This window comes from Candidatus Palauibacter sp., assembly GCF_965261555.1.
Taxonomy (GTDB): Bacteria; Gemmatimonadota; Gemmatimonadetes; order Palauibacterales; family Palauibacteraceae; genus Palauibacter.
Map to the genome: position 1 here is coordinate 3504669 of NZ_OZ253465.1, position 24974 is coordinate 3529642.

The window sequence follows — 24974 nt, forward strand, 5'->3', positions numbered from 1 at the left end:
CGCGCGCTGCCGGCCGTGTTCGTTTCCCTGTTGTTCGGCGGAGCGCTGGCGCCCGTCGCGGCTCAGGAGTGGCGGGACTTCCGGGCAGCGCGGCAGATCGGCGACCTGGAAGCGCTCGAAATCGAACTCATGTACGCGGGCGGGCGGCTCGACGTATCCCCCTCGGAGACACCTCTGCTTTACGATGTGCGGCTCCGTTACGACGCCGAACGTTCCCTTCCCCGTCGCGATTGGCGTCGTGTCGGTCGAACGGGACACCTTCGGCTGACCGCGTCGTCGTCTCCCGAGGACGGGCGCGCTGCCGACGATGCGACGTGGTCGGTCGACCCGGAACTCGAACTCGAGGACCTTCCTCGAGATGCGGACGCAGCCGGGAGGCTGGACCTGTCGCTGAATTCCTCGGTGCCCACGAATCTGCGGCTCGGGATCGGCGCCGGACGCGCGCGCCTGGACCTCGGCGGCACCCACCTTACGGAGCTTGAACTCATCACCGGCGCCAGCGATGTCGAGGTCGGTTTCGCACGCGAGAACCGCGCGGCGATGGAGTTGCTGTCCATCAAGTCGGGCGCCACGGCCTTCATGGCCGAGAACCTCGGCAATGCCCGCTTCCGGCGCCTGGAGTTCTACGGTCTCGTCGGCGACGTGGTCCTGGACTTCTCCGGATCCTGGCGATCGAGCGCCGAAGCCGAGATCAGGATGGGACTGGGCGAACTCCTGATGCGGGTTCCGGCGCACATCGGCGTCCGCGTTCGGCGGAGCGGACTCGCCTCACTGAGTGCGGAGAGCTTCGAGAAGGTGGGGGATTACTGGCTGAGTCCGAACTGGGAGACGGCGCGCGTACGGCTGGAAGTCACGCTGGTCGCCGGGCTCGGATCCGTCATCGTGGAGCACGGCTAAGCACGGGCTTAGCTAGCCGGCAGCCTCCTCGCGCAAGGCCTCCACCGCCTCCAGCCGGCCGACGGCCGCGGACGCGATGCTTGCGAAGGCCCGGGCTTCCGGTGCGTCCGGTCTTCCGATCGACGTGGGGACCCCTCGATCGCTCTCCTCGCGGACCGACACACCTAGCGGCACGGCGCCCAGGAAGGGCACGTCGATCGAGCCCGCGAGTCGCTCGCCGCCGCCGGCCCCGAAGATGTCGTGCGTCTCGCCACACCCGGGACACGCGAAACCGCGCATGTTCTCGACGATGCCGAGGACCGGCACATCGAGCTTCTCGAACATCCGGATACCGCGCAGCACGCCGCCGACCGCCACGTCCTGGGGCGTCGTCACCATGACCGCTCCGTCCACGCGCACGAGTTGACACAGCGACAACTGCGCGTCGCCCGTCCCGGGCGGCAGATCGATCACGAGGTAGTCGAGTTCTCCCCAGGCGACCTGCTGAATGAACTGGCGGATGACTCCCATGATGATGGGTCCGCGCCAGATCGCCGGGGCGTCCTCCTCGATGAGGAAGCCTATGCTCATGAGCTTCACCCCGTGCGCCTCCAGCGGCACGACTTCTTCACGGTCGATTCGGGGCTTCTCCTGGATCCCGAACATCGTCGGGATGTCCGGGCCGTAGATGTCGCCATCGAGCAGTCCGACGCGATGGCCCTGACGGGTCCAGGTTGCGGCGAGATTCGTGGAGATCGTGGATTTCCCGACACCACCCTTGCCCGAACTCACCGCGACGACGCGGCCCACGCCCGGCATGGGAGGCGCCTGCGAGGGGTGGCGGCGCGCCGCTCCCCCGTCGTCGCCCTTTGGGGGCGGCCCGGGACGCTTGGGCGCGGGATCCATGATCGGAAGCGGCCGGGGGCCGCGGGTCGGCGTGTCGGACACGGGTTGACGCTCGACTACGCGACGGCCTCGACGGAATGGACCATTGGGAGCGCGTGGCAAAGGTGCTGTTCGATCCCGGCCCGAAGCGTGGCGGTCGACATGGGGCAGTCGTAGCAGGCGCCGACGAGCCGAACCGCGACGCACCCGCTCTCCGGGTCGAACGAAACGAGCTGAATGTCCCCTCCATCCGCGCGCACCGCGGGACGGATGTCGTCGAGGACTCTCTCGATCTCGTCGAGCGTGCTCTCAACGGTGGCGGTGCTCAAATCTTCTGGATCCTGGCGCGGGTCGGGGGAGCGTTTCCGTGCCCTGCGGACACCCCGAAGTCGACGTTCCGGAGGGCTTGAGAAAGGTAGGATTCCGCCGTCCGGCGGTCAACGAGAGCCGGGCAGGAAAAGAAGCTCGCTTTCCGCGCTCGTGGACGGCCGGCCCGGGCGGAGCGGGATGAGCGGACTCTCGGTCCACACGGCTCCCATGTCTCGATAGTGTGGATCGAGCGGGTTGCCGGCCTGGCCCGTGGGCAGCAGAAAGTAGCCCGCCATGTCCGCGGGCGCGGCGCGAGCGACGAATCTCGCGCTGGGACCGTACTCGCTCACGACCGGGAACCTCCACGCGGTGGAGTCGAGACGCGATCTCAGCGACGGGGCGTCGGGGCGAACCGTGTGGGGGCCGCCACGCGACGGATAGGGCCCGACGTGGAAGCCGAACAGGCGGTCGAGGAGCGCCACGGTTCCGAGCGGGTGGGCCGACCGCTCGCGATGGACTTCCCCCCATGAGCCCGCAGGCGCGACCGCCGCGGTGCGAGCCGCCTCTTCTTCCAGCGCTTCGAGGCGCTCGGCCTCCGGCGTGCGCGCATCGTCGATCCAGGCACTGTCTCCGGTTTCGACGATCTCCATGAACGCGAGATCGGGGAACCAGCCATCTCCGTCCTCGAACTCATCGGCGACGATGAGTTCGCGCAGTCGGTAGAGCCAGGTGAAGAAGGGTACGGCGCCCCTGGAGGCCGTCTCGGTGCGCAGATCCCAGCCCTCGAGCTGGAGCGCGAGCGAATCGAGACCCGCGCGGCGGGCGGCCCGCACGGCGCGCGGCCGGTAGCGCTCCGCCCAGAGGCTGTGGCTGTCCAGTTGCGTCTCGCGCATGTCCTCCACCGTCCAGCCGGTCGCGCGAGACACGAGGTCATCGATGCGCCGGGCGCGGAATGGCGCCGGATAGTAGGCGCCCACCCGTCCGAAGAGTGCCCGGGCCTGGAGGTTGTTCGCACTGACGAGATATCCCCGTTCCGGGTCTCGCAACGCGGGCATCGCCTCCGGTGGCCAGAAGCCCGGCCAGCCCGCGGGCAGGCGCTCGAAGGAGATCGGAGAGGCGCCTTCTCCAGCCGGGCGCAGGGGCACGGACCCGGCCATGCGGTAGCCGATCTCTCCGCTCGACGCCGCATAGACCACGTTCTGGTGAGGCGAACGAAAGTGCGCGACCGCCGCCACGAACGCGTCCACGTCGGAGGCCCGGTTCATCTCGAGGAGAGCCGCGAAAGGACCCCCGGGTTCGAGCCCGGTCCACAGCAGCGACAGCGTGAGTCCTCCGGCCGGCACGACATCCGTGATCACCGGGCCGCGTGCCGTCGAACGTACGACCCAGGTCTCCGGCTCGTCGCGCCCCCGCACGCGGATCTCCTCCGTGCGGGTCTCGAAGGGTCGCCAATCGCCGGCGTCGCGATACATCGACCCGTCGAGGTTGATGCCTTCGACGACGAAGTCCGCGTCGTCCACCTCCGCGTTCGTGAACGACCATGCGATATCCCGGTTGAGTCCGACGATGACGCCGGGGGTTCCCGGGATCGACAGGCCCGCGACGGCCAGCTCTGAATCCTCGGCCGCAATGGAGTTGAGGTACCAGGTGGACGGCGCCCGGAGGGCGAGATGCATATCGTTCGCGAGCAGTGGAGCGCCATCCGCAGTGCGCGATCCCGCCAGCGCCCAGGAGTTCGAGGCGTGGAAGCCGAAGCGGGAAAGGTAGATCAGAGGATCGGGGGACGAGGCCGCGACGCCCGGATCCGCGGGAATCGGGGTCGGCGCAACGGCGATCCGAGGCGGCGCCGTGCCTGAGGGGAGGGTGTCCTGGAGGATGGTGGGCCCCCAGGCCGGGTATCCGGCCCCCAGCGCCCGCCGGTGATCCGCGTCGAGCGTCGCGAGCGCGGTCATCCGGTCCAGTTCCTCCCGCCACTCCGAGAGGTCCAGCGACATGATGCGGCCGATCGAAAGGGACGCCTGCGGACTCCACGGCTGCGGCTCGATGCCGAGGATGAGGAATTCGGGGGGCCACGGCCCGCGCCAACTTGCGATGCGGGCGTTGACGCCCTCCGCGTATGCCTCGAGGAGGACCCGATCCGTCTCCCCGATGTCGTCGAGTTCGCGGCCCGCCGCCGACCACAGGTCCAGCGTACGCGCGAGGCGGTCCGCGTCGATGGCGACCGGACCGAAGAGTTCGGCCAGACGTCCGCGCGCGACCCGCTGGAAGAGCTCCAACTGCCACAACCGGTCGGAGGCGTGGATGAACCCCTGGACGCGCATGGCGTCGACTTCGGTCCCGGCGGAGATGGAGGGAACCGCCCATTCGTCGAACGTTACCGCGGCGGGCTCCGCCAGACCGGGGAGGAGGTGCCGGCCGGATCGCGGCTGCATGGATCGTTGCAGATGGAACCACGCAAACGTCGTGAGAACTCCCACGATCGCAAGGCCGGCCGCCAGTCCGACTCCCGCACGGCGCCGAAGGCTCATGGGTCCCGAAGGTCCGTGGGAGCGGGAGACGTCGGTCCCGCGTCGAGCAGGGCGTGGTGGAGCGACACGTAGCGCTCGCCGTCACGAATCACGAGCGCCCGGGCGACAAGGTCATCGAGCAGCCCGCGCACCCGGTCGAGAGGAAGTTCGAGCCGGTCGGCGAGCGGAGACACGCCCGTGCGGCCGAGACTCCAGATCTCGCGCCACACCGCGGTGGCGCCGGGATCGAGCGCGCCCATCAATAGCGGTTCCCCATCGGTGCTCTCGGCCGCGGCCGCGAGCCCCCGGTGCCGGAGAACCGAGTCGATCGGTCCGAGGTGGTGCTCCGCGATCCCGCGAAAGAGGATGAAGGACCGGTGCGTGGAGGCGTCCGACGCAAGCAGGACGAGCTTCGCGACGATCTCGTCCGCGCAGGAAAAATCGATCACGGGGACGTGGCGCAGGTCGAGGACCGCGAGGACCGTGCGGCCCGCATCGGCGATCTGGCGTTCGACCGTCGCCCGCACCGTCCGGCCGGTGGGACGCGTGACGAGGTAGCTGAACAGCGTCGTGTGAGCGACCGCCGGCCTCACGCAATCACGTCCTTTCGCTCTCGACCCGCTCGGGCAGGACGATCAGTACCTGAGCGCCGGGAAAGCGGGGCAGATTCGTGCTGAGCGGCTCGCCGTCGTCCCAGTCCGGCACCCGGGCGATACTCGCATCGCCGCTTCGGATCCGGATGGTGCCGTTCCACTTGATGATCTGGCTCCGGATCGCCTGCAGGCCCTGGCCGCGACCGGGATCCTGGAAGCGCGACTCTCCGCGCAGAAAGGCCGCCTCCAGCGCCGCTGCCGCCGACCACCGCTCTCCATATCGGCGCGCATGCTCGGCGCCCAGGGAGCCCTGGAAACCCACGCCCACATCCATCACGGCGAGCACGACAACGTCGCGGCCCAGACGGCGCTGCCACCGGTATCGCTGCGCGCACACCCAGCCGATCGAGTTGGCGTGTTCGAGGATGTTCTGGCACACCTCCGACAGCATGATGGAGAAGTGGATCACGGCGGGGCGGGGGTAGCCGAGCCGGTCGTGCAGGATGCGCTGCGCACGGTCCCGCACGCCCTCCACCACCGAATGGACGTCTTCGTGGGAGCGAATCGTCGTGACTTCGATGAGGGCGTCGGAGATCTCGAGAGACGGTTTCGGCAGCCGCTTCAGGTCGAACACCTGGGCGGCCGCGGGCCAGAAGCGCATGCGGTTGATGTAGGAGCGGACCTCGGAATCTCGCGGAGGCTCGATCAGCGGAGGCAGTCCCGTGCGCAGCCGCGCCTCCTGACCGACCGCCAGAAGGCCAATGAGCCCGTACGGCGAAACCCAGCCGACGGACCGGGCATCGAGCAGGAGACGCGCCTTCGGATTTCCCTCCGAGCGGACGCGCCGGACCAGCGTCTCGAAGGAGGACTCGTCCAGACGTTCGGGGACGCGGACGACCCGGCTCACGCGGGACCCCGCGCCCGACCTCCCGCCCTGCCGGTCAGGAGGCCCGTCTCGGAGCGGAGGTATTCGCCGAGCCCGGATGCGCCGCGGAATCCGGCGTTCCGTTGCGCCGCATGCGTGGCCGCCCGGACGGACGACTCGAGATCCTCGCCGCTCAACATCGTGACGAAGCAGGTCGCCCCCCACACATCACCGCAGCCGGTCGGGTCGCCCCCCGAGACCGTTGCTTCGGGCGCCACCTTCCCGCTCACGAGCGCTTCCGCGGGCGCGACGGCGCCGGGCTGCGGGCGCGGATCCGTCGGCACCTTCCAGAAGCCGCGGGTCGCGACCCAGGCCGCGCCGCGCTCCCCGAGCGTGACGAGGAGGCCGCGCGTGACCGGACCCACGACGTCCGCGGCCAGCGCCCACGGATCTTCCCAGCCCGCGGCCAGCGTGCCGAGTTCCTCCTCGTTCAGCTGCACGACATCGAAACAGGAGAGCCAGGCACGCCAGTCTTCGAGCGGACGCGGAGAGCGCACTCCGTCCGTCCCCACGCCGAGCATCAACGAGTGCAGATCCGCGTAGACCGGACCCTCCGCCGCCGTCCGGAGGGCCGCCGCAGCGGGGAGATCCACCTCCCAGCCCGCGATGAAATTCACGTAGATCGCGTCGCACGAGCGTGCGAGGGGCACGAGCTCCTCCCGGGTCCAGCCCGGTACTCCGCCGGTGAGCTTCTCGGAGCGTCGCGCATCGTCGAGGTAAACGAGTTCGACCCGGTTGTTCGGTTCCGTCACGGTCCACACGCCATCGAGGGAGTCGACCCGCTCGAGCTCCCCGAGGAAGAGATCCGCCGCCTCGCGCATGTCCTTTCCGATCTTGAGGATGGGAAACAGGGTCCAGCCATCCCCGGCCTCTGCCGCGGCGGCGTCGGCGGCGGCCAGCGCGTAGGCGATCCCCCCCCATTCCTCGACCGGCTCCTCCCGGCCGACGTCCCGCGCGCGGATCGTATCCCACACCATCGTCCCGACGATCCCGAGCCGCGGCATCGCTGACTCAGAGGGATCCGAGCCGCGCGACGCGGAACACGGCGGCGGCGCCGATGACTCCCCCCAGGCCGCCGAGTTCGGTGCGCACGATCCGGCACGCCTCGGCCGCCGGCCGCAGAGCCCGCTTCCTGACCTCGCGGCGCAGCGGATCGAAGAGATGCCTGCCCGCACGCGTCACTCCCCCCGAAACCACGATCATCTCGGGGTTGAGAATGTTGATGAGGTTTGACAGACCGGTCCCGAGGTACCCCGCGGTCTCCCGCATCACGTCGGCGGCGTACTCGTCGCCCGCCACGATGGCATCGGATACGGCTTCGGCCGTTATCGCCCGCAGGTCGCCTTCCACGAGATCCAGCAGCATGCTCTCGGCGCCCGCCTTCAGTCCTTCCACCGCGCGGGCCGCGATCGCGGGCCCGGAGGCGTAGGCTTCCAGGCACCCGTAGTTGCCGCACGCACACTTCCGGCCCGTGGGATCGATCGTCATGTGTCCGATCTCCGCGGCCGCGTCGGAGGCCCCGTGGTAGAGTGCGCCGTCGAGAACGATGCCGCCGCCGATCCCCGTCCCCAGAGTGATCCCCACGAGGTTGTCCACTCCGCGCCCCGCACCCTGCCACCACTCCCCGAGCGTCGCCGCGTTCGCGTCGTTATCGAGTTCGGTCTCGAGCCCGGTTCCCTTCACGATCAGGTCGCGGAGCGGGAAGTTCCGCCACCCCAGATTCGGCGTCTCGATCACGGTGCCGGTGTCGCGGTCCAGCGGGCCGGGCGCCCCCATTCCGACCCCGATGATCGCATCCTCCCCGAATCCGCCCTCACGCGCGGCATCGCGCTTGACCTCGTGGATCATCGACACGATCCGGTCCACGACGAATTTCGCGCCGATGTGGGCGTCCGTGGGCAGCGTGCGCATGCCGAGCACGGTGCCGCCGTCCACGGGGACGGCGCCGACGCTGATCGTGGTTCCCCCGAGATCGACACCGATGATGTGGTTTCTTCCGCTCACATCCCCTGTCCGCTTCGAGCTGGTGGGACTATCCGCCGCCGACCACGCTTCGGAGGATCATGGACGGGAATCATAGACCGGCGGACCGAACCGCTCCAGCCGCCGATCGGTGGTGTCGCAGAAATCCCGCGGTGTGGTGTCGCAGAAGTTCCACTAATCGCTTTCGACCTGCAGGACGGCGAGAAAGGCCTCCTGGGGGATCTCGACGCTCCCGACCTGCTTCATCCGCCGCTTCCCCTCCCTCTGCTTCTCGAGGAGCTTGCGCTTTCGCGTGATGTCTCCTCCGTAGCACTTGGCGGTCACGTTCTTGCGCAGCGCCTTCACCGTCGTCCTCGCGATCACGTCCCGCCCGATCGCCGCCTGGATCGCCACGTCGAAGAGCTGCCGCGGGATGAGTTCCTTCAGCTTGCGGGCCATCTTCTGCCCGAAGTCGTAGGCCCGGCTCCGGTGCACGATGACGCTGAGCGCGTCCACGGCCGCTCCGTTGAGGAGGATGTCCAGCTTCACGAGGTCCGATCGCTCGTGTCCCGTCACTTCGTAGTCGAGCGAAGCGTAGCCGCGGGAGACGGACTTCAGCTTGTCGTAGAAGTCGAGTACGATCTCGCCAAGGGGCATTGAATACGAGATCTCGACGCGGGTCGGATCCAGGTACTGGAGGTCGACGTACTTCCCGCGCCGGTCGTGGCAGATCTTCTGGATCGCGCCGATGTATTCGGCCGGAGACACCACGCGAACCCGGACGAAGGGCTCCCGCACTTCGCTGATGTGGACGCGGTCCGGCATCTTCGACGGGTTTTCAAGCTGGATCTCGTCGTCGTTCGTGAGCGTCACCTGGTATTCCACGCTGGGCAGCGTCGTGATGAGGTCGACGCCGAACTCCCGGTCGAGTCTCTCCTGCACGACCTCCAGGTGGAGGAGCCCCAGAAAACCGCACCGGAACCCGAAGCCGAGCGCGCCCGATGTCTCCGGCTCGTAGTTGAGGCTGGCGTCGTTCAACTGGAGCTTTTCGAGCGCCTCGCGGAGCTCCTCGAACTGGTCCGAGTCCGTCGGATAGAGGCCGGCGAAGACCATTGGTTTCGCTTCCCGGTAGCCGGGGAGGACCTCCGCGGCCCGGTCTCCCGCGTCCAGCACCGTATCCCCGACGCGGGTATGGCCCACGTTCTTGATCTGGGCCGTGAGATACCCGACCTCCCCGCAGCGGAGGGCGCCGGCGCGCTCGAACCCGAGGCGCATGAAGCCGACCTCGTCGACGTCGTAGACGGCGTCGTGGCGTCCGAACCCGATGCGCATGCCCTCGCGCAGTTCGCCATCCACGACGCGCAGCATGGGCGTCGCTCCGCGATAGCGGTCGTACTGCGAGTCGAAGATCAGCGCCCGCAGCGGTGCCTCGGGGTCTCCGCCCGGAGCCGGGACGCGCTCGACGATGGCGTCGAGAACCGCATCGACCCCCACCCCTTCCTTCGCCGACGTCCGGATCGTCGAGGCGGGATCCACACCGAGCAACTCCGAGATCTCCTCCGCCACGCGTTCAGGGTCGGCCGCCGGAAGATCGATCTTGTTGATGACGGGGACGACCTCGAGATCCGCTTCGAGCGCGAGGAAGAGGTTTGCGAGCGTCTGCGCCTCGATGCCCTGCGTGGCGTCGACGACGAGGAGGGCCCCTTCGCACGCGGCCAGACTCCGGCTCACCTCGTAGGCGAAGTCGACGTGTCCCGGCGTATCGATGAGGTTGAGCTGATACTCGACCCCGTCCCGGTATCCGTAGGCCATGCGGATCGCGTTGAGCTTGATCGTGATCCCGCGTTCCTGCTCCAGATCCATCGTGTCGAGGACCTGCTTGCGCATCCGGCGCTCATCCACCGCGCCGGTACGCTCGAGCAGCCGGTCGGCCAGCGTCGACTTCCCGTGGTCGATGTGCGCGATGATGGAGAAGTTCCGGATGTGCTCCGTGGCCCGGGACGCCGTCACAGCTCCACCACCAGTCCGTCGTACGCCGGCATCACGCCGGCCGGGAGGCGGCGCTCGATCTCCGCGTGCCTCGTCCTGTGCGCGATGTGCGTGATGTACGTGCGTCGGGCCCCGAGTCGACGCGCCGTCGCCGCGGCCTCCTCCATCGAGAAGTGTCCGGGGTGCGGGTCGCCGAACCAGAGCGCGTTCGTGACGAGAACATCGACGCCCGCGAACACCTCCATGGCATCCTCGGGTACGGACTTCGCGTCGATCAGGACCCCGAGACCGTCGAGGCGGAACCCGTAGCTGCGGTACGCTCCGTGCGGAAGCGCAACGACCTGCAGCGGGAGCCCGCAAGGCTCGATGACGTCGCGGTCGTCGAAGAGGATCAGATCGAGTCGGGGCACGGCGGATCCGGGCTGGCGCGGGGTGTCTCCCCAGATATAGGAGAAGCGCCTCCGGATGCCGGCGTCGAACTCGCGCGCCACGTAGACCGGGACGGGCCGACCCTGCCGCAGCGAAAAGACCCGCAGATCGTCGATTCCGTGCGTATGGTCCGCGTGCTCGTGCGAAAGAAAGACGGCGTCCAGCCGGTCGACGCCCGCCTGCAGCAGCTGAAGCCGAAGTTCCGGGGGCGTGTCCACAAGGAGACGGGTCCCGCCGGTTTCGATGAGGAGTCCGTGGCGCGTGCGTCGGTCCCTGGCGTCCGGCGAGCGGCAGGTCGCACAGTCGCAGCCGATCACCGGAACCCCGAAGGAAGTACCGGTACCGAGAAAACGGACTCTCACGGGCCGGGCGTCAGTGGCGGAAGGGGCGGATCACAACTCTTCGACGCGCATCATGTTGGTCGTGCCGGGGACGTGGAAGGGGACTCCGGCCGTCACCACGAAACGCTGTCCCGCCTCGCCCATGCCGAGCTCGAGAGCCACATGCCGGGCCTTGTCGAGCATGCTCGAATAGCTGATGCCGCCGTGGAATAGGACCGGTTGCACGCCCCACACGAGCGCCAGCTGGTTGTACGTCCTCCACTGGTCCGTGATCGCCAGGATCGGGACCGAGGGACGCTGCGCCGACACGATGCGGGCCGTGTAGCCGCTCTGCGTGAACGTTACGATGAACGGCGAGCCCACCCGCTCGACCGCGATGAGCGACGACGCCGCGATCGCGCCCGACGTGGTCTGCTGGATCTTCGAGAAACCCTCCACCTGTTTGCCGACCCGTCCGGTCCGTCCCAGCCGCTCGTGCTCAATGCGGCGGATGACCCGGTCCATCGTAAGCACGGCCCGCACCGGATACCCGCCCGCGGCGGTCTCGGCCGAGAGCATCACCGCATCGGTGCCGTCGAGCAATGCGTTCGCGACGTCCGACACCTCCGCCCGGGTCGGCTGCGGGCTCTCGATCATCGATTCCAGCATCTGCGTCGCCGTAATCACCGGCCGCGCCCGTTCCTGTGCCAGGCGGATGATCCGCTTCTGGATCATCGGCACTTCCTCGTACGGCAGTTCCACGCCGAGGTCGCCGCGCGCGACCATGACCGCGTCGCTCAGAGGCAGGATCTCCGCCAGATTCTCGAGCGCCTGCGACTTCTCGATCTTCGCGATGAGCAGGCACCCGCGGTCCATCTTCTGACGGGTCGTCTCGAGGTCGGCCGGCTCTCGCACGAAGCTCAGCGCCAGGTAGTCGATGACCTGCTCGACGGAGAACTCGATGTCCGCGATGTCCTTCTCGGTCAGCGCCGGCGCCCCGACCCGCACACCCGGGAGGTTGATCCCCTTCTGGGACTTCAGGACGCCGGCGCTGAAGGCCACGGCCGAGACCCAAGGGGGGTCATCGGAGACTTCGCGGACCGCGAACTCGAAGTGACCATCGTCGAGCAGGATCCGGTTTCCCGGCGCGACCTCCTCGGCCAACTCCGGATAGGTGGTCGGAATCTGGCGGTGCGGCGAGCTGTCCGCTGGAGCGTCTTCGCCCTCGGGAAAGAACCAGTATGTGCCTTCGGGCTCGATATCGAGCTGGTCGCCGGGCAGGTCCCCGACCCGGATCTTCGGCCCGCCCAGATCGCCGATGATCGCCACCGGCCGGCCGACATCGCGGGCCATATCGGAGATCTTCCGTACCAGGCCGGCGGCGAGATCCGTCGGGGTGTGAGTGAAGTTGATGCGGATTGCGTCGGAGCCGGCTTCAATCAGGTCGTGCAGCACGTCCCGGTCCCAGGAGGCGGGTCCGATCGTGCTGACGATCTTCGCTCTGCGGAAACCTGCGCTCATCCGTGGCCCAAATGGCGTGGGAGGCCACGGTTCCTATCCTGGCAGCCGGCCAGCCTCCGAGAGATCGGGTCGGTGGGCTACGATCCACTCGTGCATGTGCTGCAACTGGCCGAGCGGGAGCCCCTCGAGGGATTTCACCTGCAAGCCCGGGATGATACAGGCGGCGGCGCGGCGGAGAAAGTAAGCGCGCTGGCGGCGGCGCTGTTCCGGGTTGAGGCTCGTTCCGCCGGGGATGTCCGGGATCGGCTCCATGAGGCGGCGGTAACTGTAGACTTCGCGGGCGGAGAACTCGGCGGGGATCAGATAGGCGTGACCTTCGACTTCGAGGGTGCCGTCGGATGAGATGGCAACGGGACCTGCCATGTCCAGCCTCCTTACGCCTTACGTAGCAACCAGAGACGCAAAAGACCGTGCCGCCGGAAGGTCGGACAATCTCCTCGATTCCCCTTCATCCCAGCCGCACGGTCCTCGGGCTTCCAAGACCTACTATAGGCTTGAACGTGCCCTCGATGCAAACTTCCCGCCCCATCTCGCGCCGGGAGCGGACCCCCGACGCCGCTCGGGAGGGGATCGAGCCGAGACCGAACGAGCGCGGGATATTTGACGCGCTGCCGCGGGGGCCGCTAAACTTCGGCCCCGTTGCGCTTACGGGCCGTCCGAGTTGCCCTGCCAGGAGGCATACACTTGCAGTACACGCTACGCGACAACGAAGAACTCGACCGCGCGCTGCGAAAGTTTCGCCGCAAGGTTCAGCGAGCCGGGATCTTCCGTGACATCAAGAAGCACCGGTTCTACGAGAAGCCGAGCGAGGCGCGCCGTCGCAAGATGAAGGCGGCGGAACGGCGTCGGCGTCGGCGTCGGCGTCGCCAGAAGGCCCGCCGCTAGCCGAAGACCCCGCCGCTGGCCAAAGACCCGCCCTGGCCGGCGGTTCTCCCCGCAGTCTCAGGAAAAGCGGCGTTCGACGTACCCGTCGAGAATCTGCAGGAACTCCTCCACGATCCCATCGCCGCGCAGCGTCGAGTGGTGCTCGCCATCGACGTAGACCGGCGCGGTCGGCGCCTCGGCCACCCCCGGCAGCGAGATGCCGAGATCCGCGTGCTTCGACTCGCCGGGCCCGTTGACCACGCACCCCATCACGGCCACGGAGAGATCCTCGACGCCGGGATAGTGCTCCCGCCAGGCCGCAAGACGATCCGCGATATGGCTTTCGACATCGAGCGCCAACTGCTGGAAGAAGGTGCTCGTCGTCCTTCCGCACCCGGGGCACGCCGTCACCTGAGGCTTGAAGCTCCTCAACTCGAGCGACTGCAACAGCTGCTGCGCGATGCGGACTTCCTCGGTCCGGTCGGCGCCCGGTTCCGGCGTCAACGACACGCGAATCGTATCGCCGATCCCCTCGGAGAGCAGGATGGCGAGGGCGGCCGAGGACGCGACCGTGCCCTTCCGCCCCATCCCCGCTTCCGTGAGTCCGAGGTGCAGCGGGTAGTCGCAACGGGACGCGAGTTCCCGGTACACGGTCACGAGATCCGGTACGCGCGACACCTTCGCGCTCAGCACGATCCGGTCGGGCCCGAGACCGAGGCCCTCCGCGGCTTCGGCGGAAGCCAGCGCGCTCTCCACGATCGCGTCGAGGGTCACCCGGTGCGCATCGAGCGGCTCCGTCCGGCGCGCGTTCTCGTCCATCATCCGGGTCAGGAGCATCTGATCCAGCGAGCCCCAGTTGACCCCGATGCGGACCGGTTTGTCGTGCTCGATCGCGCAGCGGACGATCGTCGCAAACTGCTCATCGCGCCGCTTTCGGCCGACATTCCCCGGGTTGATGCGGAACTTGGAGAGGGCGGCGGCGCAATCGGGATGACCGGGAAGGAGGATGTGCCCGTTGAAATGGAAGTCGCCGACGAGCGGGACGTCGATGCCCTGGTCTTCGAGACGCCGCGCGATCTTCGGCACGGCCGCCGCGGCACGCGACGTGTTCACCGTGATGCGGACGATTTCGGAGCCCGCCTCGAACAGTGCCCGGACCTGATCCGCCGTGGCCGCCACGTCCGCCGTATCGGTGTTCGTCATCGACTGGACGACGATCGGGTGGGCGCCGCCCACGCGGACGCCTCCGATGTCGACCGATCTCGTCGAGCGGCGTGAAGAAGAAGGTGTGTTCAAGTGGCAGGCCCCCGACGGAGTTGCGCGGATCCCTCAGCCCCCGGCGGAAACCCCGCCGGAGGCCGCTACGCCGGTGGTTGAACCTGTGGCGTCAGCCGCACTCGCTGTAGCCGCAAGCGTAGCACTTCGCGCAGCCTTCTTCAAAGGCGAGGCTGCTCCCGCATTCCGAGCACACGCCCATGAACAGCCGGGCCGCCGACTCCTGGTAACGTTCGATCACGGGGCGCTGCGCCGACCGGGCGCCCCCGTTCGCGTTCTTTCTCCGGGCGGTCTCGACATCCTCGATGGGAAGCGTCTGCTGAATCCCTTCCTTCTCCTCGAGGTAGCGCTCGATGACCTGAGCGATCGCGTCGGGGCCGGAGAGCACCTTGCTCGCGCCGAGTCCGACGGCCCGGTCGGAAGAGATCCCGCGCAACTGCTTGTGCACATCGCGCAGTGAAATCCCCGAGCGCAGGGCGAGCGAACACAGCCTTCCGATGGCTTCGGCATCCGCCATCGCCGCCCCTCCGGTCTTGCCGAGGGCGACGAAGACTTCGAACGGGCGACCCTGCTCGTCCTCGTTGATCGTCACGTACATCGTGCCCAGCGGCGATTCGATCTGCCGGGTGTGGCCCCGCAGAACGGCGGGTCGCTGCCGTCTCTCGACGCGACGCATTCTGGAACCTTCGAGCTCGGTGATCCGCCGCTGCTTCTCCTCGACGGCTTTCTCGAGCTTCCGGTTGTGCGTCTGAAGTTCGCTGTTCTGCACCTCCGCGGCGGCGAGCCGCTCCAGCGTGCCCGCGAGATCCCCGGCGAGTTCGGGCTCCACATCGACGGCTTCGAGCTGGACTCCGTCGGCCGCAACGGCCGAGCCGCTCTCGCTCGTCTGACGCTGGACATCCTTCGCCGTACTGCCCGTCGACAGCACCTGCTCGTCACGCGACCCATCGCGGTAGACGGTGACCCCCTTGCACCGCAACTCGTACGCCATCTCGTAGATCTTGCGCACGTCCTCCTCCGTGGCGGTCGTCGCAAAATTGCACGTCTTCGAGATGGCGGAGTCGCAATGCGCCTGGAATGCCGCCTGCATGCGAATGTGCTGCTCGGGCGGAACATCGTGCGCCGTAACGAAGATCCCCTGAACATCCCCCGGCACTTCATCGAAGTGGATGTGGCCCTCGTCGGCGATGCGCTGCATCAGCTCCTCGGAGTACCAACCCCCTTCCTTCGCACGGCGCACGAAGTCCGGATTCACATCCGGCATCAGCACGCCTGCCTGATTCCTCATGAATGCGACTGCGAACAGCGGCTCGATCCCACTTGAACACCCCGCAATGATCGAGATGGTCCCCGTGGGGGCGACCGTCGTCAGGTTGCAGTTGCGGAGCCGGCGTTCGGGGCGGATCCGATTGCCGTCGGCGTCCCGCGCGCACGTCTCGTCGGGACCCCAGATCGATTGCTCCCACTCGGGGAAGACGCCGCGCTCGGCGGCCAGCCGTTCGGACTCGACCTTGCACTCCTCGTCGACGAACTCCATCAACTCGCGCGCGAGTTCGACGGCGCGCTCGGAGCCGTAGGGTTCGCCGATCCTTACGAGCATGTCGGCCCATCCCATGATCCCGAGGCCGACGCGGCGGATCCGCTGGGACAGATCTTCGATCTTCGGGAGCGGGTAGCGGTTGGCATCGATGACGTTGTCGAGGAAACGGGTCGACTCGTGGACGGCATCGCCGAGCCCGTCCCAGTCGATCCGACCCTGATCGTCGACGAAGTAGCCAACGTTGATCGAGCCGAGATTGCACACGTCGTAGGCAAGCAGCGGCTGTTCGCCGCAGGGGTTCGTGGCTTCGTAGCCGCCGAGGTGCGGGACCGGGTTGTAGCGGTTCGCCTCGTCGATGAAGAAGACCCCGGGCTCGCCGTTCCGCCACGCGCTGGAGATGATGCTCGAGAACACCTCCTCGGCGTTCAGTTGATCCACGACGTCGCCGGTCCTCGGGCTGATGAGATCGTAGTCCGAACCCGTCCGGGCCGCCGCCATGAAGGCGTCGGTGACGCCGACCGAGATGTTGAAGTTCGTGATCCGGGTCTTGTCCGCCTTGCACTCGATGAAGTGGCGGATGTCCGGATGATCGACGCGCAGGATGCCCATGTTCGCGCCCCGTCGCGTCCCGCCCTGCTTCACGGCCTCGGTCGAGGCGTCATAGACCTCCATGAAGCTGACCGGGCCGCTCGCCACGCCCATCGTCGACTTGACGACGTCACCGGAAGGACGAAGGCGACTGAAGCCGAACCCGGTGCCGCCTCCGCTCTGATGGATGAGGGCCATGTCCCGCAGCGTCTCGTAGATGCCGTCGAGACTGTCCGGAACGGGAAGCACGAAGCACGCGGAGAGTTGCCCGAGCGGACGCCCGGCGTTCATGAGCGTGGGGCTGTTCGGCTCGAAGATGCCGTCGGCCATCAGGTGATAGAAGCGCTCCGTGCGCCCGAGGACCTCCTCGTCCGTCGCCCCGTAGCGGCCATCCTGCGACGCAATGACATCGGCCACGCGCCAGAAGAGGTCGCGCGGCCCCTCGATGGGCTCGCCGCGGTCATTCTTCTTCAGATACCGGCGCGCCAGCACCGTCCGCGCGTTCTCGGCAAGTCCGGGCTCGGCGAGGTCGGCCGGCCTGGCGTTGGATCCCACCCGCATCTCACCCCGTACCGGGGCGCTCGTCGACGCGCCCTCCCGCACCGCCACATCCGGTGGATTCATTGCCGCCCCCCCGCCTTCCTGTTCTCGACCGTCCACAAATCAAGCCAATTCGCGGAAAAAACCGGCTTCGGCCGGGACCCGACGACCGCGCGAGTCGAATGCCGGCCTAGGCCGGGAAGCCTGACGGGCGCGGAGATCGACGTACCCCGCGCCCATCGTTTCTGGTTCTTCGTATGCGATCGCTGTGGATCGTGGGGAGGTTTTCCACGACTCCACAGCCTTTCCACACAAAGTGCGTGTTTTTCCACACGTACCGCTATATGTGGTGGCCTCCAGATGATAACTACACCATATGTTGTGGTCAAGCCGGGAAACCGCCTCGCGGGCTACCGGAGCGCCCGCCGGGTGCGCAGGATCCAGAGCCCGATTCCGCCGAGGGCGGCGACGCCGGCGGAGAGGGCGGCGGTCCGTGGCTCGAGCAGCAGCGTGGCGCCGAGGGCGAACATCGCCCCGAAGAGGAGCAGCGTGGCGCCGGCCGTCCGCAGGAGCGCCTCGCGGAGGGGAAGGTCGGGAGAAATGCCCGCGCGCTCACGGATCGCGCGCCAGCCCGGTCCGGCGGGCCGCACCCGTCGATAGAACTCCAGCAGCGTCGCCTCCTCCTCGGCGCGCGTGAGCCACATCACGGGAAGCCAGACCGCCGCCGATCCGAAGGCGGTCAGTGCGAGCCGCGTACCGAACTCCATCGCGCCGAACGCCGGAAGATAGGAGCAGAGCGCGATGGCGAAGCCGGCGAGCATGGAGGCGAGTTCGGCCCAGGCGTTCACCCGCCACCAGAACCAGCGCAGGATGAGCACCGCTCCGGGCCCCGTGCCGATGGCGATCATGAAACGAAAGAGCGCCCCGATGTCGTTGGCGAAGAACGCTGCAGCCGTCGCGGCCGCAACGATGCAGGCCGAGGCGAGCCGGCCCAGCAACACGAGTCTCGCGGACGAGGCGTCCGGGTCGATGAAGCGGGCATAGAGGTCGTTCACGAGGTAGCTCGCGCCCCAGTTGATCTGTGTCGAGACGGTCGACATGAAGGCGGCGAAGAACGACGCGACGACGAGACCCAGGAGGCCGGCGGGAAGGTAGCGCAGCATGAGCATCGGGTATCCCAGATCGGGATCGGCCAGATCCGGGAAGACGACGACGGCCACGAGTCCGACGAGCACCCACGGCCACGCGCGGACCACGTAGTGAAGCCACACGAACCACCATGCGGCGCGCTCGGCGTCCGCTTCGGTGCGGCAGGCGAGGAGACGCTGCACGAATTCGCCCCCGCCATCGGAGCGGCGGAACGCCCACCACTGTATGCCGAGGTAGGCGAGGAAGGTCCCGAACGGGAGGGCTTCGGACCCCGGCCTGGGGACCATCCCCAGTACATCGCTCCTCCCCGCAGCCGCGAGCTGGGCCTTGAGTTCCGCGATCCCCCCGATTTCCGCGAGGGCGAAGGCGGCCACGAGAATGGCCCCGAAGAGGGCGAGAAAGAACTGGAAGAAGTCCGTCGCGACGACCCCCCACAGCCCGGCGATGCTCGCGTAGGCGAGCACGAAGATGGAGAGGGCCACGACGGCCCACAGGCGCTCGTCCCCCGGCAGCCAGCCGGACAGGTCCGGGAGGAGCCCGAGAGCCTCGACGACCTTGCGCATGGCGAGCATGACGAAGCCGATCGATATGCAGTTGATCGGCACCGCGAACAGGAAGGCGCGCGTGGCCCGCAGGACGGCGGCGGGCCGGCCGCCGTAGCGAAGTTCCGTCAGTTCCACGTCCGTGACGATCCCGGCGCGGCGCCACAGACGCGCGAAGAGGTAGATGAGGAGGAGGTGGGAGAGGCCGAACGACCACCATTCCCAGTTGCCGGCGATGCCCCGGCGCGCGATGAGGGCCGAGACATAGAGCGGCGTATCCACCGAGAAGGTGGTCGCGGCCATCGACGTGCCCGCGAGCCACCAAGGCAGCGCGCGTCCCCCGACGAAGAAGTCGACGATACTCCCGCGCGCCCGGCGCGAGAGCCACAGTCCGACGCCGAACGTGAGCGCGAGGTAGATCGCGACGATCCACCAGTCGACCGGACTCAACGGACTGCCCTGCCGGGCCGCGTCTCCGCCGCCGCCGCACCGATTGCGGAGCACAGCCAATCCGCGGCGGCTCGCTCCATCACCGTCTCGGTGGACCACGCGCAGATGCCGGGGACGCCGAGCACATCGAGCCAGCGGCGGTGGCCGAGCAGGACGACGAGGCCGCGGCGTGCCGAGCGGATGAGGGCGCGCGTCTGCTCGACGACTTCGGCCGCGGGCGCGCCGCGGCCCTTCCAGCCCCGAGGCGTCGCGGCGAGCACGACAACGCACTGCCCCGCGTCGGAGTTGTCCGTAATCCGCCAGCCGGTCGCGCGCAGCTCGTCGGCGACGATCGTGCCCAACGCTCCCGCCCGGCCGGCCGGCGGCCCGACGTCGGGGTCGTCCGACACTCCGACGACCCGCGTCGGCACCCGCGGCGTCCAGCCGCTCACGACCTCCCCATCCCCCACGATCGTATCCCGGGCGAAGGCGACCGGCTCGAACTCCGGCCGCGACGTCGGCGAGGCGGGCGGGCGGTTGCGGGCCGAGCGGGTCAGGGCCTCCTCGAGCCTGGCGGCAAAGCGCGCGTCGTCGGCGGCCCGCGCCAGCGACGCGATCGTCACGCCGGCATCGGCCGGGTAGCAGATGAGATCGCACCCCGCGGCGACCGCCTCGACGGCAGCGCCCGCATCGTCGGGGCCGGCGCCGCCCATGATCATCGCGTCCGTCGTCACGACCCCTTCGAAGCCCAGCCGTCCGCGAAGGAGCCCCGAGACGATCTTCGGCTCCACCGTCGCCGCCCGCTCGCCGCCGAGAGCCGGATAGGCGACGTGCGCCACCATCACGCTTGCGACCCGGTCCGCGGCGGCGGCGAAAGGCGCGAGGTCCTCCTCGAGGAGCTCGGCGGCGGCATCGATCGAGGGAAGTCCGATATGTGAGTCCTCGGTCGTTCTGCCGTGGCCGGGGAAGTGCTTCGCGCACGCCGCGGCTCCGGCGGCCTGGCAGGCGTCGATCCAGCGGAGGCCCAGCTCTCCGACACGCCGCGGATCCGCGCCGAAACTGCGCGTGGCGATGATCGGGTTGTCGGGTTCCGCATCCAGATCGAGCACCGGTGCGATCACCCAGTTGATCCCGACGGACAGCGCATCCCGAGCCGTGACGCGACCCGCCGCGGCGACTGCGGCGCCCGGATCCTGCGCCGCCGCGAGAGCCGCGGGCGGCGGCAACTCGGTCAGGCCGCGGATCTGCTGACCCGCGCCCCGCTCGAGGTCCGCCCCGATCCAGAGCGGCCGCGCCGCATCGTCGCGGATCCGTTCGACCAGACGACCGACGCGTTCCGCTTCGCCGCCGAACAGGATGAACCCTCCCACGCCGAGCGAGAGCGCCCGGTCCGCACGCCTCTCCACTTCGTCCGGTGACCAGCGGTCGAGCCGGAGGGCCTCGATGACGACCCGGGCCGGGTCCGGGTGGGGCCGGATCACGCGGCGGTCCGCACTCCGAGAAGTCGGGGACCGCACGCACCAGTGGCCCATGGGGCGTTGGCCGGATACCCGAGCACATGCTGTCTCGCCAGGAACGCGAAGGCCACGGCCTCGCGGGCGTCCGCGTCCAGGCCGAGGGCGGACAGGTCGCGGACGGGCACGGGATCCAGCAGCCGCTCCAGCCGCGATGCGAGGACCGGGTTCCGGGCTCCGCCGCCGCAGAGGTAGCACGCCGCGGGAGGCTCCTCGATCCATCGGTAGGCGTCCGCGATCGTGCGCGCGGTGAGTTCGGTCAGGGTGGCGATCGTGTCTTCGGGTGAGAGCGCGGCATGTCTCCGCAGCCATTCCAGCAGCCGGTCCCGCGAGAAGCGCTCGCGCCCGGTGGAACGGGGCGGAGGCCGGCGGAAGAACGGATCGCTCAGCCAATCGGAGAGGGCGTCTTCGCTCGCCGCGCCGCGCCGCGCCATTCCCCCGTCGAGATCGAAGCGGGATCGCCCTTCCGTGAGGAACTCGACCGCGCCATCGATGAGTACGACCCCGGGACCGGTGTCGTAGGCCTGCGGCGTCGCTCCACTGGATTCGGCGGGTAGCGCCGTCACGTTGCCGATTCCGCCGATGTTCTGAATCGCGCGTGATTCCGGTGCACGGAAGAGGAGCCAGTCGGTATAGGCCGTGAGAGGCGCGCCTTCCCCGCCCGCCGCCACGTCCCGTACCCGGAAGTCCGACACGACCGCGCACGAGGTGCGCTCGGCGATGACCGCCGCCTGGCCGAGTTGCAGCGTCGACCCTCCCCGGGCGCCCGCCGGAGGCTCATGCCACACGGTCTGGCCGTGGCTGCCGATGGCTTCGACGTCTGCCGGCCGGAGCGAGGCGGAAGCCAGCGTCCGGTTCACCGCCGCTGCGATCCTCTCGCCCAGCTCGAAGTCGAGCGCGCAGATCGTTGCGGCGCTCCCCGAGGTGATGGCCGTGGCGATCCTTGCGCGCGCGGCGCTGTCGTAGCTCTCGGTCTCGAAGGCGACGACGCGCCAGTCCGCCGGCCGCTCGCCGTCGCCCGCCGCCTCGATGACGGCGACATCGATGCCGTCCAGCGAAGTTCCCGACATCACGCCGACCCAGAGGGTCACCCGTCCGCCTCGGCCAGCAAGGCCGGGTGCACGCGCTCCCGCAGCCTCGTTTCGTGCGCCGCGTCGTGCTGCGTGACGCCCCGCAGAAACTGATACAGCGTCAGCGTCTCGGAGCCGACGCGGGCGCGACGGGAGAGGGCCGCGGCGACCGGCTCCGGACCGTCGGCCACGGCGGCCACGGTGCGCGTCCTTTCCGCGGAAAAGCCGGCGGTCTCGGTCTGGAAGCCGCGTTCGGACGGAGGGGCGTCCGCCGTCCAGTCCTCGAAGGTCGGGAGGGGCCCTCCAGAGTCGGCGGATGCGAGCCACCGCTCGACCCGCGGACGCACGGCATTTCGCTCGAAATCCGCCAGGTGCGCGGCGTGCTGGCCCGGCGTCCACGCGGTTCGACGCGCCGCGATGCGCTGCCCCTTCGCTTCGGCCGCCGCGCCGGCCGCGCGCGCGGCGACGAGACGGGCTGGCGCCTCGCTCAGCCGCGCGAGCAGCGCCGCGCCGTCGGGCCAGCCCGGAGCCGCCGGGTAGCCCCCGTAGCAGGGACGCTCCGGGCCGCCGAAGCGCTCGACCGCGACGCCCAGGAAGCCATCCGCGCAGTCCAGATATCGCTCCGCCAGAGCACGGTCGACGCGCAACGCATGCATCGCGAGCGCCGTCTTTACCGCGCCGCCCGTGCGGATCAGCGCGCGGCGCGCTTCCTCGCGCGACGCCCCCGTGAGCGTGGCGAAGATGCGGAGCCCGCGGTCGACCAGCTTCGCGGATCGCGCCCGCAGGTCGACCATGAGATTCTCGAACACGCGGCCGCTGCGGATCATCGCCCCCGTGGTGATCGTGTTCAGTACGAGCTTCGTCGCCGTCCCCGCCTTCATGCGGGTCGAACCCGCGATGACTTCGGGCCCCACGAGCGGCAGGATGAGGTGGTCCACCACCTCCGTGACCTCCCCGGGCGGTGCGGTGCAGCCGAGAAACGCGGTCCCCGCCCCGCGCGCCGCCGCCTCCGCCAGCGCCCCGAGGACGTACGGCGTGGTCCCCGACGTCGCAATCCCGAGCACGAGGTCCGCGGGCGAAACGCCGAACGTCCGCACCGCCTCACCCCCGCCTTTCCGGGAATCCTCCGCTCCCTCGGCGCTTCGCACGAGCGCGCCGGGGCCCCCTGCGATGATCGCCTCCACGAGCCCCGGGTCGACGCCGAACGTGGGCGGACACTCCGCCGCGTCGAGCACGCCGAGGCGGCCGCTCGTCCCCGCGCCGACGTAGACGAGACGCCCGCCGCGACGGAAGCGCTCCACCACATCATCGATGACACGTGCGAGCGCATCGGCCTGCGAGGCGACGGCCTCCGGCACCGCGCGATCTTCCGCCTGTATCATATGGACGATCGTTGCGCTGTCCGCGCGATCGATGGCGCGGGTACGCGGGTTGCGCCCCTCGGTCAGGCGGGGATCCAAGCGTCAGGTCCTCGGGAGCCCTGCGGCTCGTTGCTGGAGTTCGCGGCGTCCGGGTACATTTGGCGCAAACGTAGAAGGTTCGCCCTGGGGGCGGGAGTCGCACCGGTTCGAAGAGGAGAGACGCGCCACGTGAGTTCCGGCCCTCAGCCGACGCGGAGTCCGGGGACCGACGTCGTCCTCGGGCGCCTTTCCGAGCGCTTCCCCGTCCCCGACAAGCCCCGCCTCGCCCCTCTCGACGAACTCGTCCTCACGATCCTCAGCCAGTCGACGACCGACGAGAATCGGGATCGCGCCTGGCGAACTCTCGCGGCGCGATACCCGGCCGGGGAGGTCGGGGAAGAGGCGGACGGCGCATCCGCGGCCGGGCCGATCTCGTGGGAATCCGTGCTCGGGGCCACGCCGGCCGAACTGGAAGACGCGGTGCGCGTCGCCGGCCTCGCAAACCAGAAGGCGCCGGCCATCCACGCCGCGCTCGAGCGGCTCCGGGCGGAGGTGGGGCGGATCACGCTCGACCACCTCGAGGAGATGAGCGATGAGGAGGCGATCGCCTACCTCACGACCTTCCGGGGAGTCGGGGTAAAGACCGCCGCGTGCGTGCTCTGCTTCTCGCTCCGCCGGCCCGTGCTCCCGGTCGATACGCATGTCCTGCGGATCGCACGGCGCCTGGCATGGGTCCCCCCGCGGGCTTCTGCCGACCTGATCTACACTGCCCTCTCGCGGACCGTCGCTCCCTCCGAGCGCTTCCGCATGCACATGCTGCTCATCACGTTCGGCCGTTCGCTCTGCCTCGCGAGAGCCCCGCGCTGCGGGGAATGTCCGCTCGAACCCGAGTGTCCGAAAGTCGGCGTCTGACGCGGCGCCCACGCCGGCGTCGATTTCATTGTCCGATGTTCGGAAGCCCGAACACCAGGGGCTCGTCCAGCCGCAGCCGGAGGATCGTCCCCACCGGCAGCGCGGGCTCTTCTCCGTCGGCCGCGAGGAAGATTGCGGACCCTCCCACGGCGCCCGCCGCGGCGCCCGCGACGGCGCCCTGGCGGCCACCGGCGAGGACGCGGCCCAGATTCATGCGGGCCACCCCTCCGGCCGGCGCGCCGCCTCCCGGCCCCGGCATGATCTCCACCACCGACGCCGATATGGGCCAGGATTCTCCGTTGAAGAAGACATCGACGAAGCGGAGGTTGACCATCACGCGTTCGCCGTCCCCGCCGGCTTCATCGTCGTCCCCGGCTTCGGCCGCGGCCTCGACCGCCGTGATCTCGCCATTGATCAGCGAGTTCAGCGGCACCATGACCATGTTGTTCTCGATCAACGGCCGCGTCACGCCGAACTTCAAGGCGTCCCCGGGCCGAAGGTCGTCCGGCCGGATCGGATCGAGGAGTTCGATCTCCAGCTCCGCACCGGTCTGAACCGTCACCATCGTATAGGTCATCTCGGGCGCGCCCCCCGGCTCGGCCACCGCCCCCCCGGCCACGGCCGGAGTCGGCGCCCGCCGCACGGGCGATGCGGGCGCCGCGCTCTCCGCGACCGCATCGTTCGCGGGCGCGCCCCCCTCCGCTCCAGGGCCGATTTCCGGCGCGCAGCCCACGACCATCGTGGTCATCGCGCTGATCGCAACGAGAATCGCCGACGTCGTCCGTGCCATCCTGTTCCTTCCCGTGTGTCGTTGTACGGCCCGCAACCCGCGCAT

At 69.1% G+C, this 24974-nt stretch carries 21 protein-coding genes; 3 read left to right on the forward strand and 18 right to left on the reverse strand.

Annotation, left to right across the window (positions count from 1 at the left end):
• Positions 1-15 precede the first annotated feature (15 nt).
• Complete coding sequence (locus ACQY5G_RS15265) at positions 16-897, forward strand: hypothetical protein (RefSeq protein ID WP_428275372.1); 882 nt, start codon at positions 16-18, stop codon at positions 895-897.
• 12 nt (positions 898-909) lie between these two features.
• On the opposite strand, the gene ACQY5G_RS15270 is transcribed toward ACQY5G_RS15265, so the two are convergent.
• The 11 genes from ACQY5G_RS15270 to ACQY5G_RS15320 form a co-directional block, all read right to left on the reverse strand.
• The gene (locus ACQY5G_RS15270; protein ID WP_428275374.1) at positions 910-1824 is read right to left on the reverse strand and encodes an Mrp/NBP35 family ATP-binding protein; all 915 of its coding nucleotides are present in this window, start codon (positions 1822-1824) and stop codon (positions 910-912) included.
• 14 nt (positions 1825-1838) lie between these two features.
• Positions 1839-2090, reverse strand: coding sequence for a NifU family protein (locus tag ACQY5G_RS15275; RefSeq protein ID WP_310782021.1), 252 nt, complete (start codon positions 2088-2090; stop codon positions 1839-1841).
• Between the two features lie 108 nt (positions 2091-2198).
• Complete coding sequence (locus tag ACQY5G_RS15280) at positions 2199-4598, reverse strand: penicillin acylase family protein (protein ID WP_428275376.1); 2400 nt, start codon at positions 4596-4598, stop codon at positions 2199-2201.
• Complete coding sequence (locus tag ACQY5G_RS15285; protein WP_428275378.1) at positions 4595-5170, reverse strand: hypothetical protein; 576 nt, start codon at positions 5168-5170, stop codon at positions 4595-4597. Before ACQY5G_RS15285 ends, ACQY5G_RS15280 begins: the two co-directional genes overlap by 4 nt.
• Before the next feature lie 4 nt (positions 5171-5174).
• Positions 5175-6077, reverse strand: a complete 903-nt coding sequence (locus tag ACQY5G_RS15290) for a hypothetical protein (protein WP_428275380.1) — start codon at positions 6075-6077, stop codon at positions 5175-5177.
• Entirely contained in the window at positions 6074-7099 is a 1026-nt protein-coding gene (locus ACQY5G_RS15295; protein WP_428275381.1) for a hypothetical protein, read from the reverse strand. Before ACQY5G_RS15295 ends, ACQY5G_RS15290 begins: the two co-directional genes overlap by 4 nt.
• 7 nt (positions 7100-7106) lie before the next feature.
• Positions 7107-8099, reverse strand: a complete 993-nt coding sequence (locus ACQY5G_RS15300; protein ID WP_428275383.1) for an ROK family protein — start codon at positions 8097-8099, stop codon at positions 7107-7109.
• A 153-nt stretch (positions 8100-8252) separates the two neighbouring features.
• Positions 8253-10067 carry a translation elongation factor 4 gene (gene lepA, locus ACQY5G_RS15305; protein WP_428275385.1) on the reverse strand — a complete coding sequence of 605 codons (1815 nt, stop codon included), beginning with the start codon at positions 10065-10067 and terminating at the stop codon, positions 8253-8255.
• Positions 10064-10792 carry an MBL fold metallo-hydrolase gene (locus tag ACQY5G_RS15310; RefSeq protein ID WP_428275387.1) on the reverse strand — a complete coding sequence of 243 codons (729 nt, stop codon included), beginning with the start codon at positions 10790-10792 and terminating at the stop codon, positions 10064-10066. Before ACQY5G_RS15310 ends, lepA begins: the two co-directional genes overlap by 4 nt.
• Positions 10793-10867: 75 nt before the next feature.
• Positions 10868-12316 (reverse strand): pyruvate kinase, encoded by a 1449-nt coding sequence (gene pyk / locus ACQY5G_RS15315; protein ID WP_428275388.1) that lies wholly within the window; start codon positions 12314-12316, stop codon positions 10868-10870.
• 33 nt (positions 12317-12349) lie between these two features.
• Positions 12350-12679: a hypothetical protein gene (locus tag ACQY5G_RS15320; RefSeq protein WP_310782035.1), complete on the reverse strand. Its 330-nt coding sequence runs from the start codon at positions 12677-12679 to the stop codon at positions 12350-12352.
• Between the two features lie 321 nt (positions 12680-13000).
• On the opposite strand from ACQY5G_RS15320, the gene rpsU reads away from it, so the two are divergent.
• Positions 13001-13201, forward strand: coding sequence for a 30S ribosomal protein S21 (gene rpsU / locus ACQY5G_RS15325; RefSeq protein WP_310756486.1), 201 nt, complete (start codon positions 13001-13003; stop codon positions 13199-13201).
• 57 nt (positions 13202-13258) lie between these two features.
• On the opposite strand, the gene ispG is transcribed toward rpsU, so the two are convergent.
• From ispG to murQ, 6 genes are all read right to left on the reverse strand, one after another.
• Entirely contained in the window at positions 13259-14416 is a 1158-nt protein-coding gene (gene ispG / locus ACQY5G_RS15330) for a flavodoxin-dependent (E)-4-hydroxy-3-methylbut-2-enyl-diphosphate synthase (RefSeq protein WP_428275390.1), read from the reverse strand.
• A gap of 151 nt (positions 14417-14567) precedes the next feature.
• Positions 14568-17207, reverse strand: a complete 2640-nt coding sequence (locus tag ACQY5G_RS15335; protein ID WP_428275392.1) for a vitamin B12-dependent ribonucleotide reductase — start codon at positions 17205-17207, stop codon at positions 14568-14570.
• A 326-nt stretch (positions 17208-17533) separates the two neighbouring features.
• Complete coding sequence (locus ACQY5G_RS15340) at positions 17534-19264, reverse strand: sodium:solute symporter family protein (RefSeq protein WP_428275394.1); 1731 nt, start codon at positions 19262-19264, stop codon at positions 17534-17536.
• A complete protein-coding gene (locus ACQY5G_RS15345; protein WP_428275396.1) occupies positions 19261-20724 on the reverse strand; it encodes a glycoside hydrolase family 3 N-terminal domain-containing protein in 1464 nt (487 codons plus the stop codon). Before ACQY5G_RS15345 ends, ACQY5G_RS15340 begins: the two co-directional genes overlap by 4 nt.
• A complete protein-coding gene (locus ACQY5G_RS15350) occupies positions 20721-21848 on the reverse strand; it encodes an anhydro-N-acetylmuramic acid kinase (protein WP_428275398.1) in 1128 nt (375 codons plus the stop codon). The genes ACQY5G_RS15345 and ACQY5G_RS15350 overlap by 4 nt, the downstream gene beginning before the upstream one ends.
• Complete coding sequence (murQ, locus tag ACQY5G_RS15355; RefSeq protein ID WP_428275400.1) at positions 21845-23287, reverse strand: N-acetylmuramic acid 6-phosphate etherase; 1443 nt, start codon at positions 23285-23287, stop codon at positions 21845-21847. The genes ACQY5G_RS15350 and murQ overlap by 4 nt, the downstream gene beginning before the upstream one ends.
• A 129-nt stretch (positions 23288-23416) precedes the next feature.
• Here murQ and ACQY5G_RS15360 point away from each other — a divergent pair, with 129 nt between their 5' ends.
• Positions 23417-24139 (forward strand): endonuclease III domain-containing protein, encoded by a 723-nt coding sequence (locus tag ACQY5G_RS15360; protein WP_428275402.1) that lies wholly within the window; start codon positions 23417-23419, stop codon positions 24137-24139.
• A gap of 25 nt (positions 24140-24164) precedes the next feature.
• Here the strand turns inward: ACQY5G_RS15360 and ACQY5G_RS15365 are convergent, their stop codons facing one another.
• Positions 24165-24929, reverse strand: coding sequence for a hypothetical protein (locus ACQY5G_RS15365; protein ID WP_428275404.1), 765 nt, complete (start codon positions 24927-24929; stop codon positions 24165-24167).
• Positions 24930-24974: the final 45 nt, after the last annotated feature.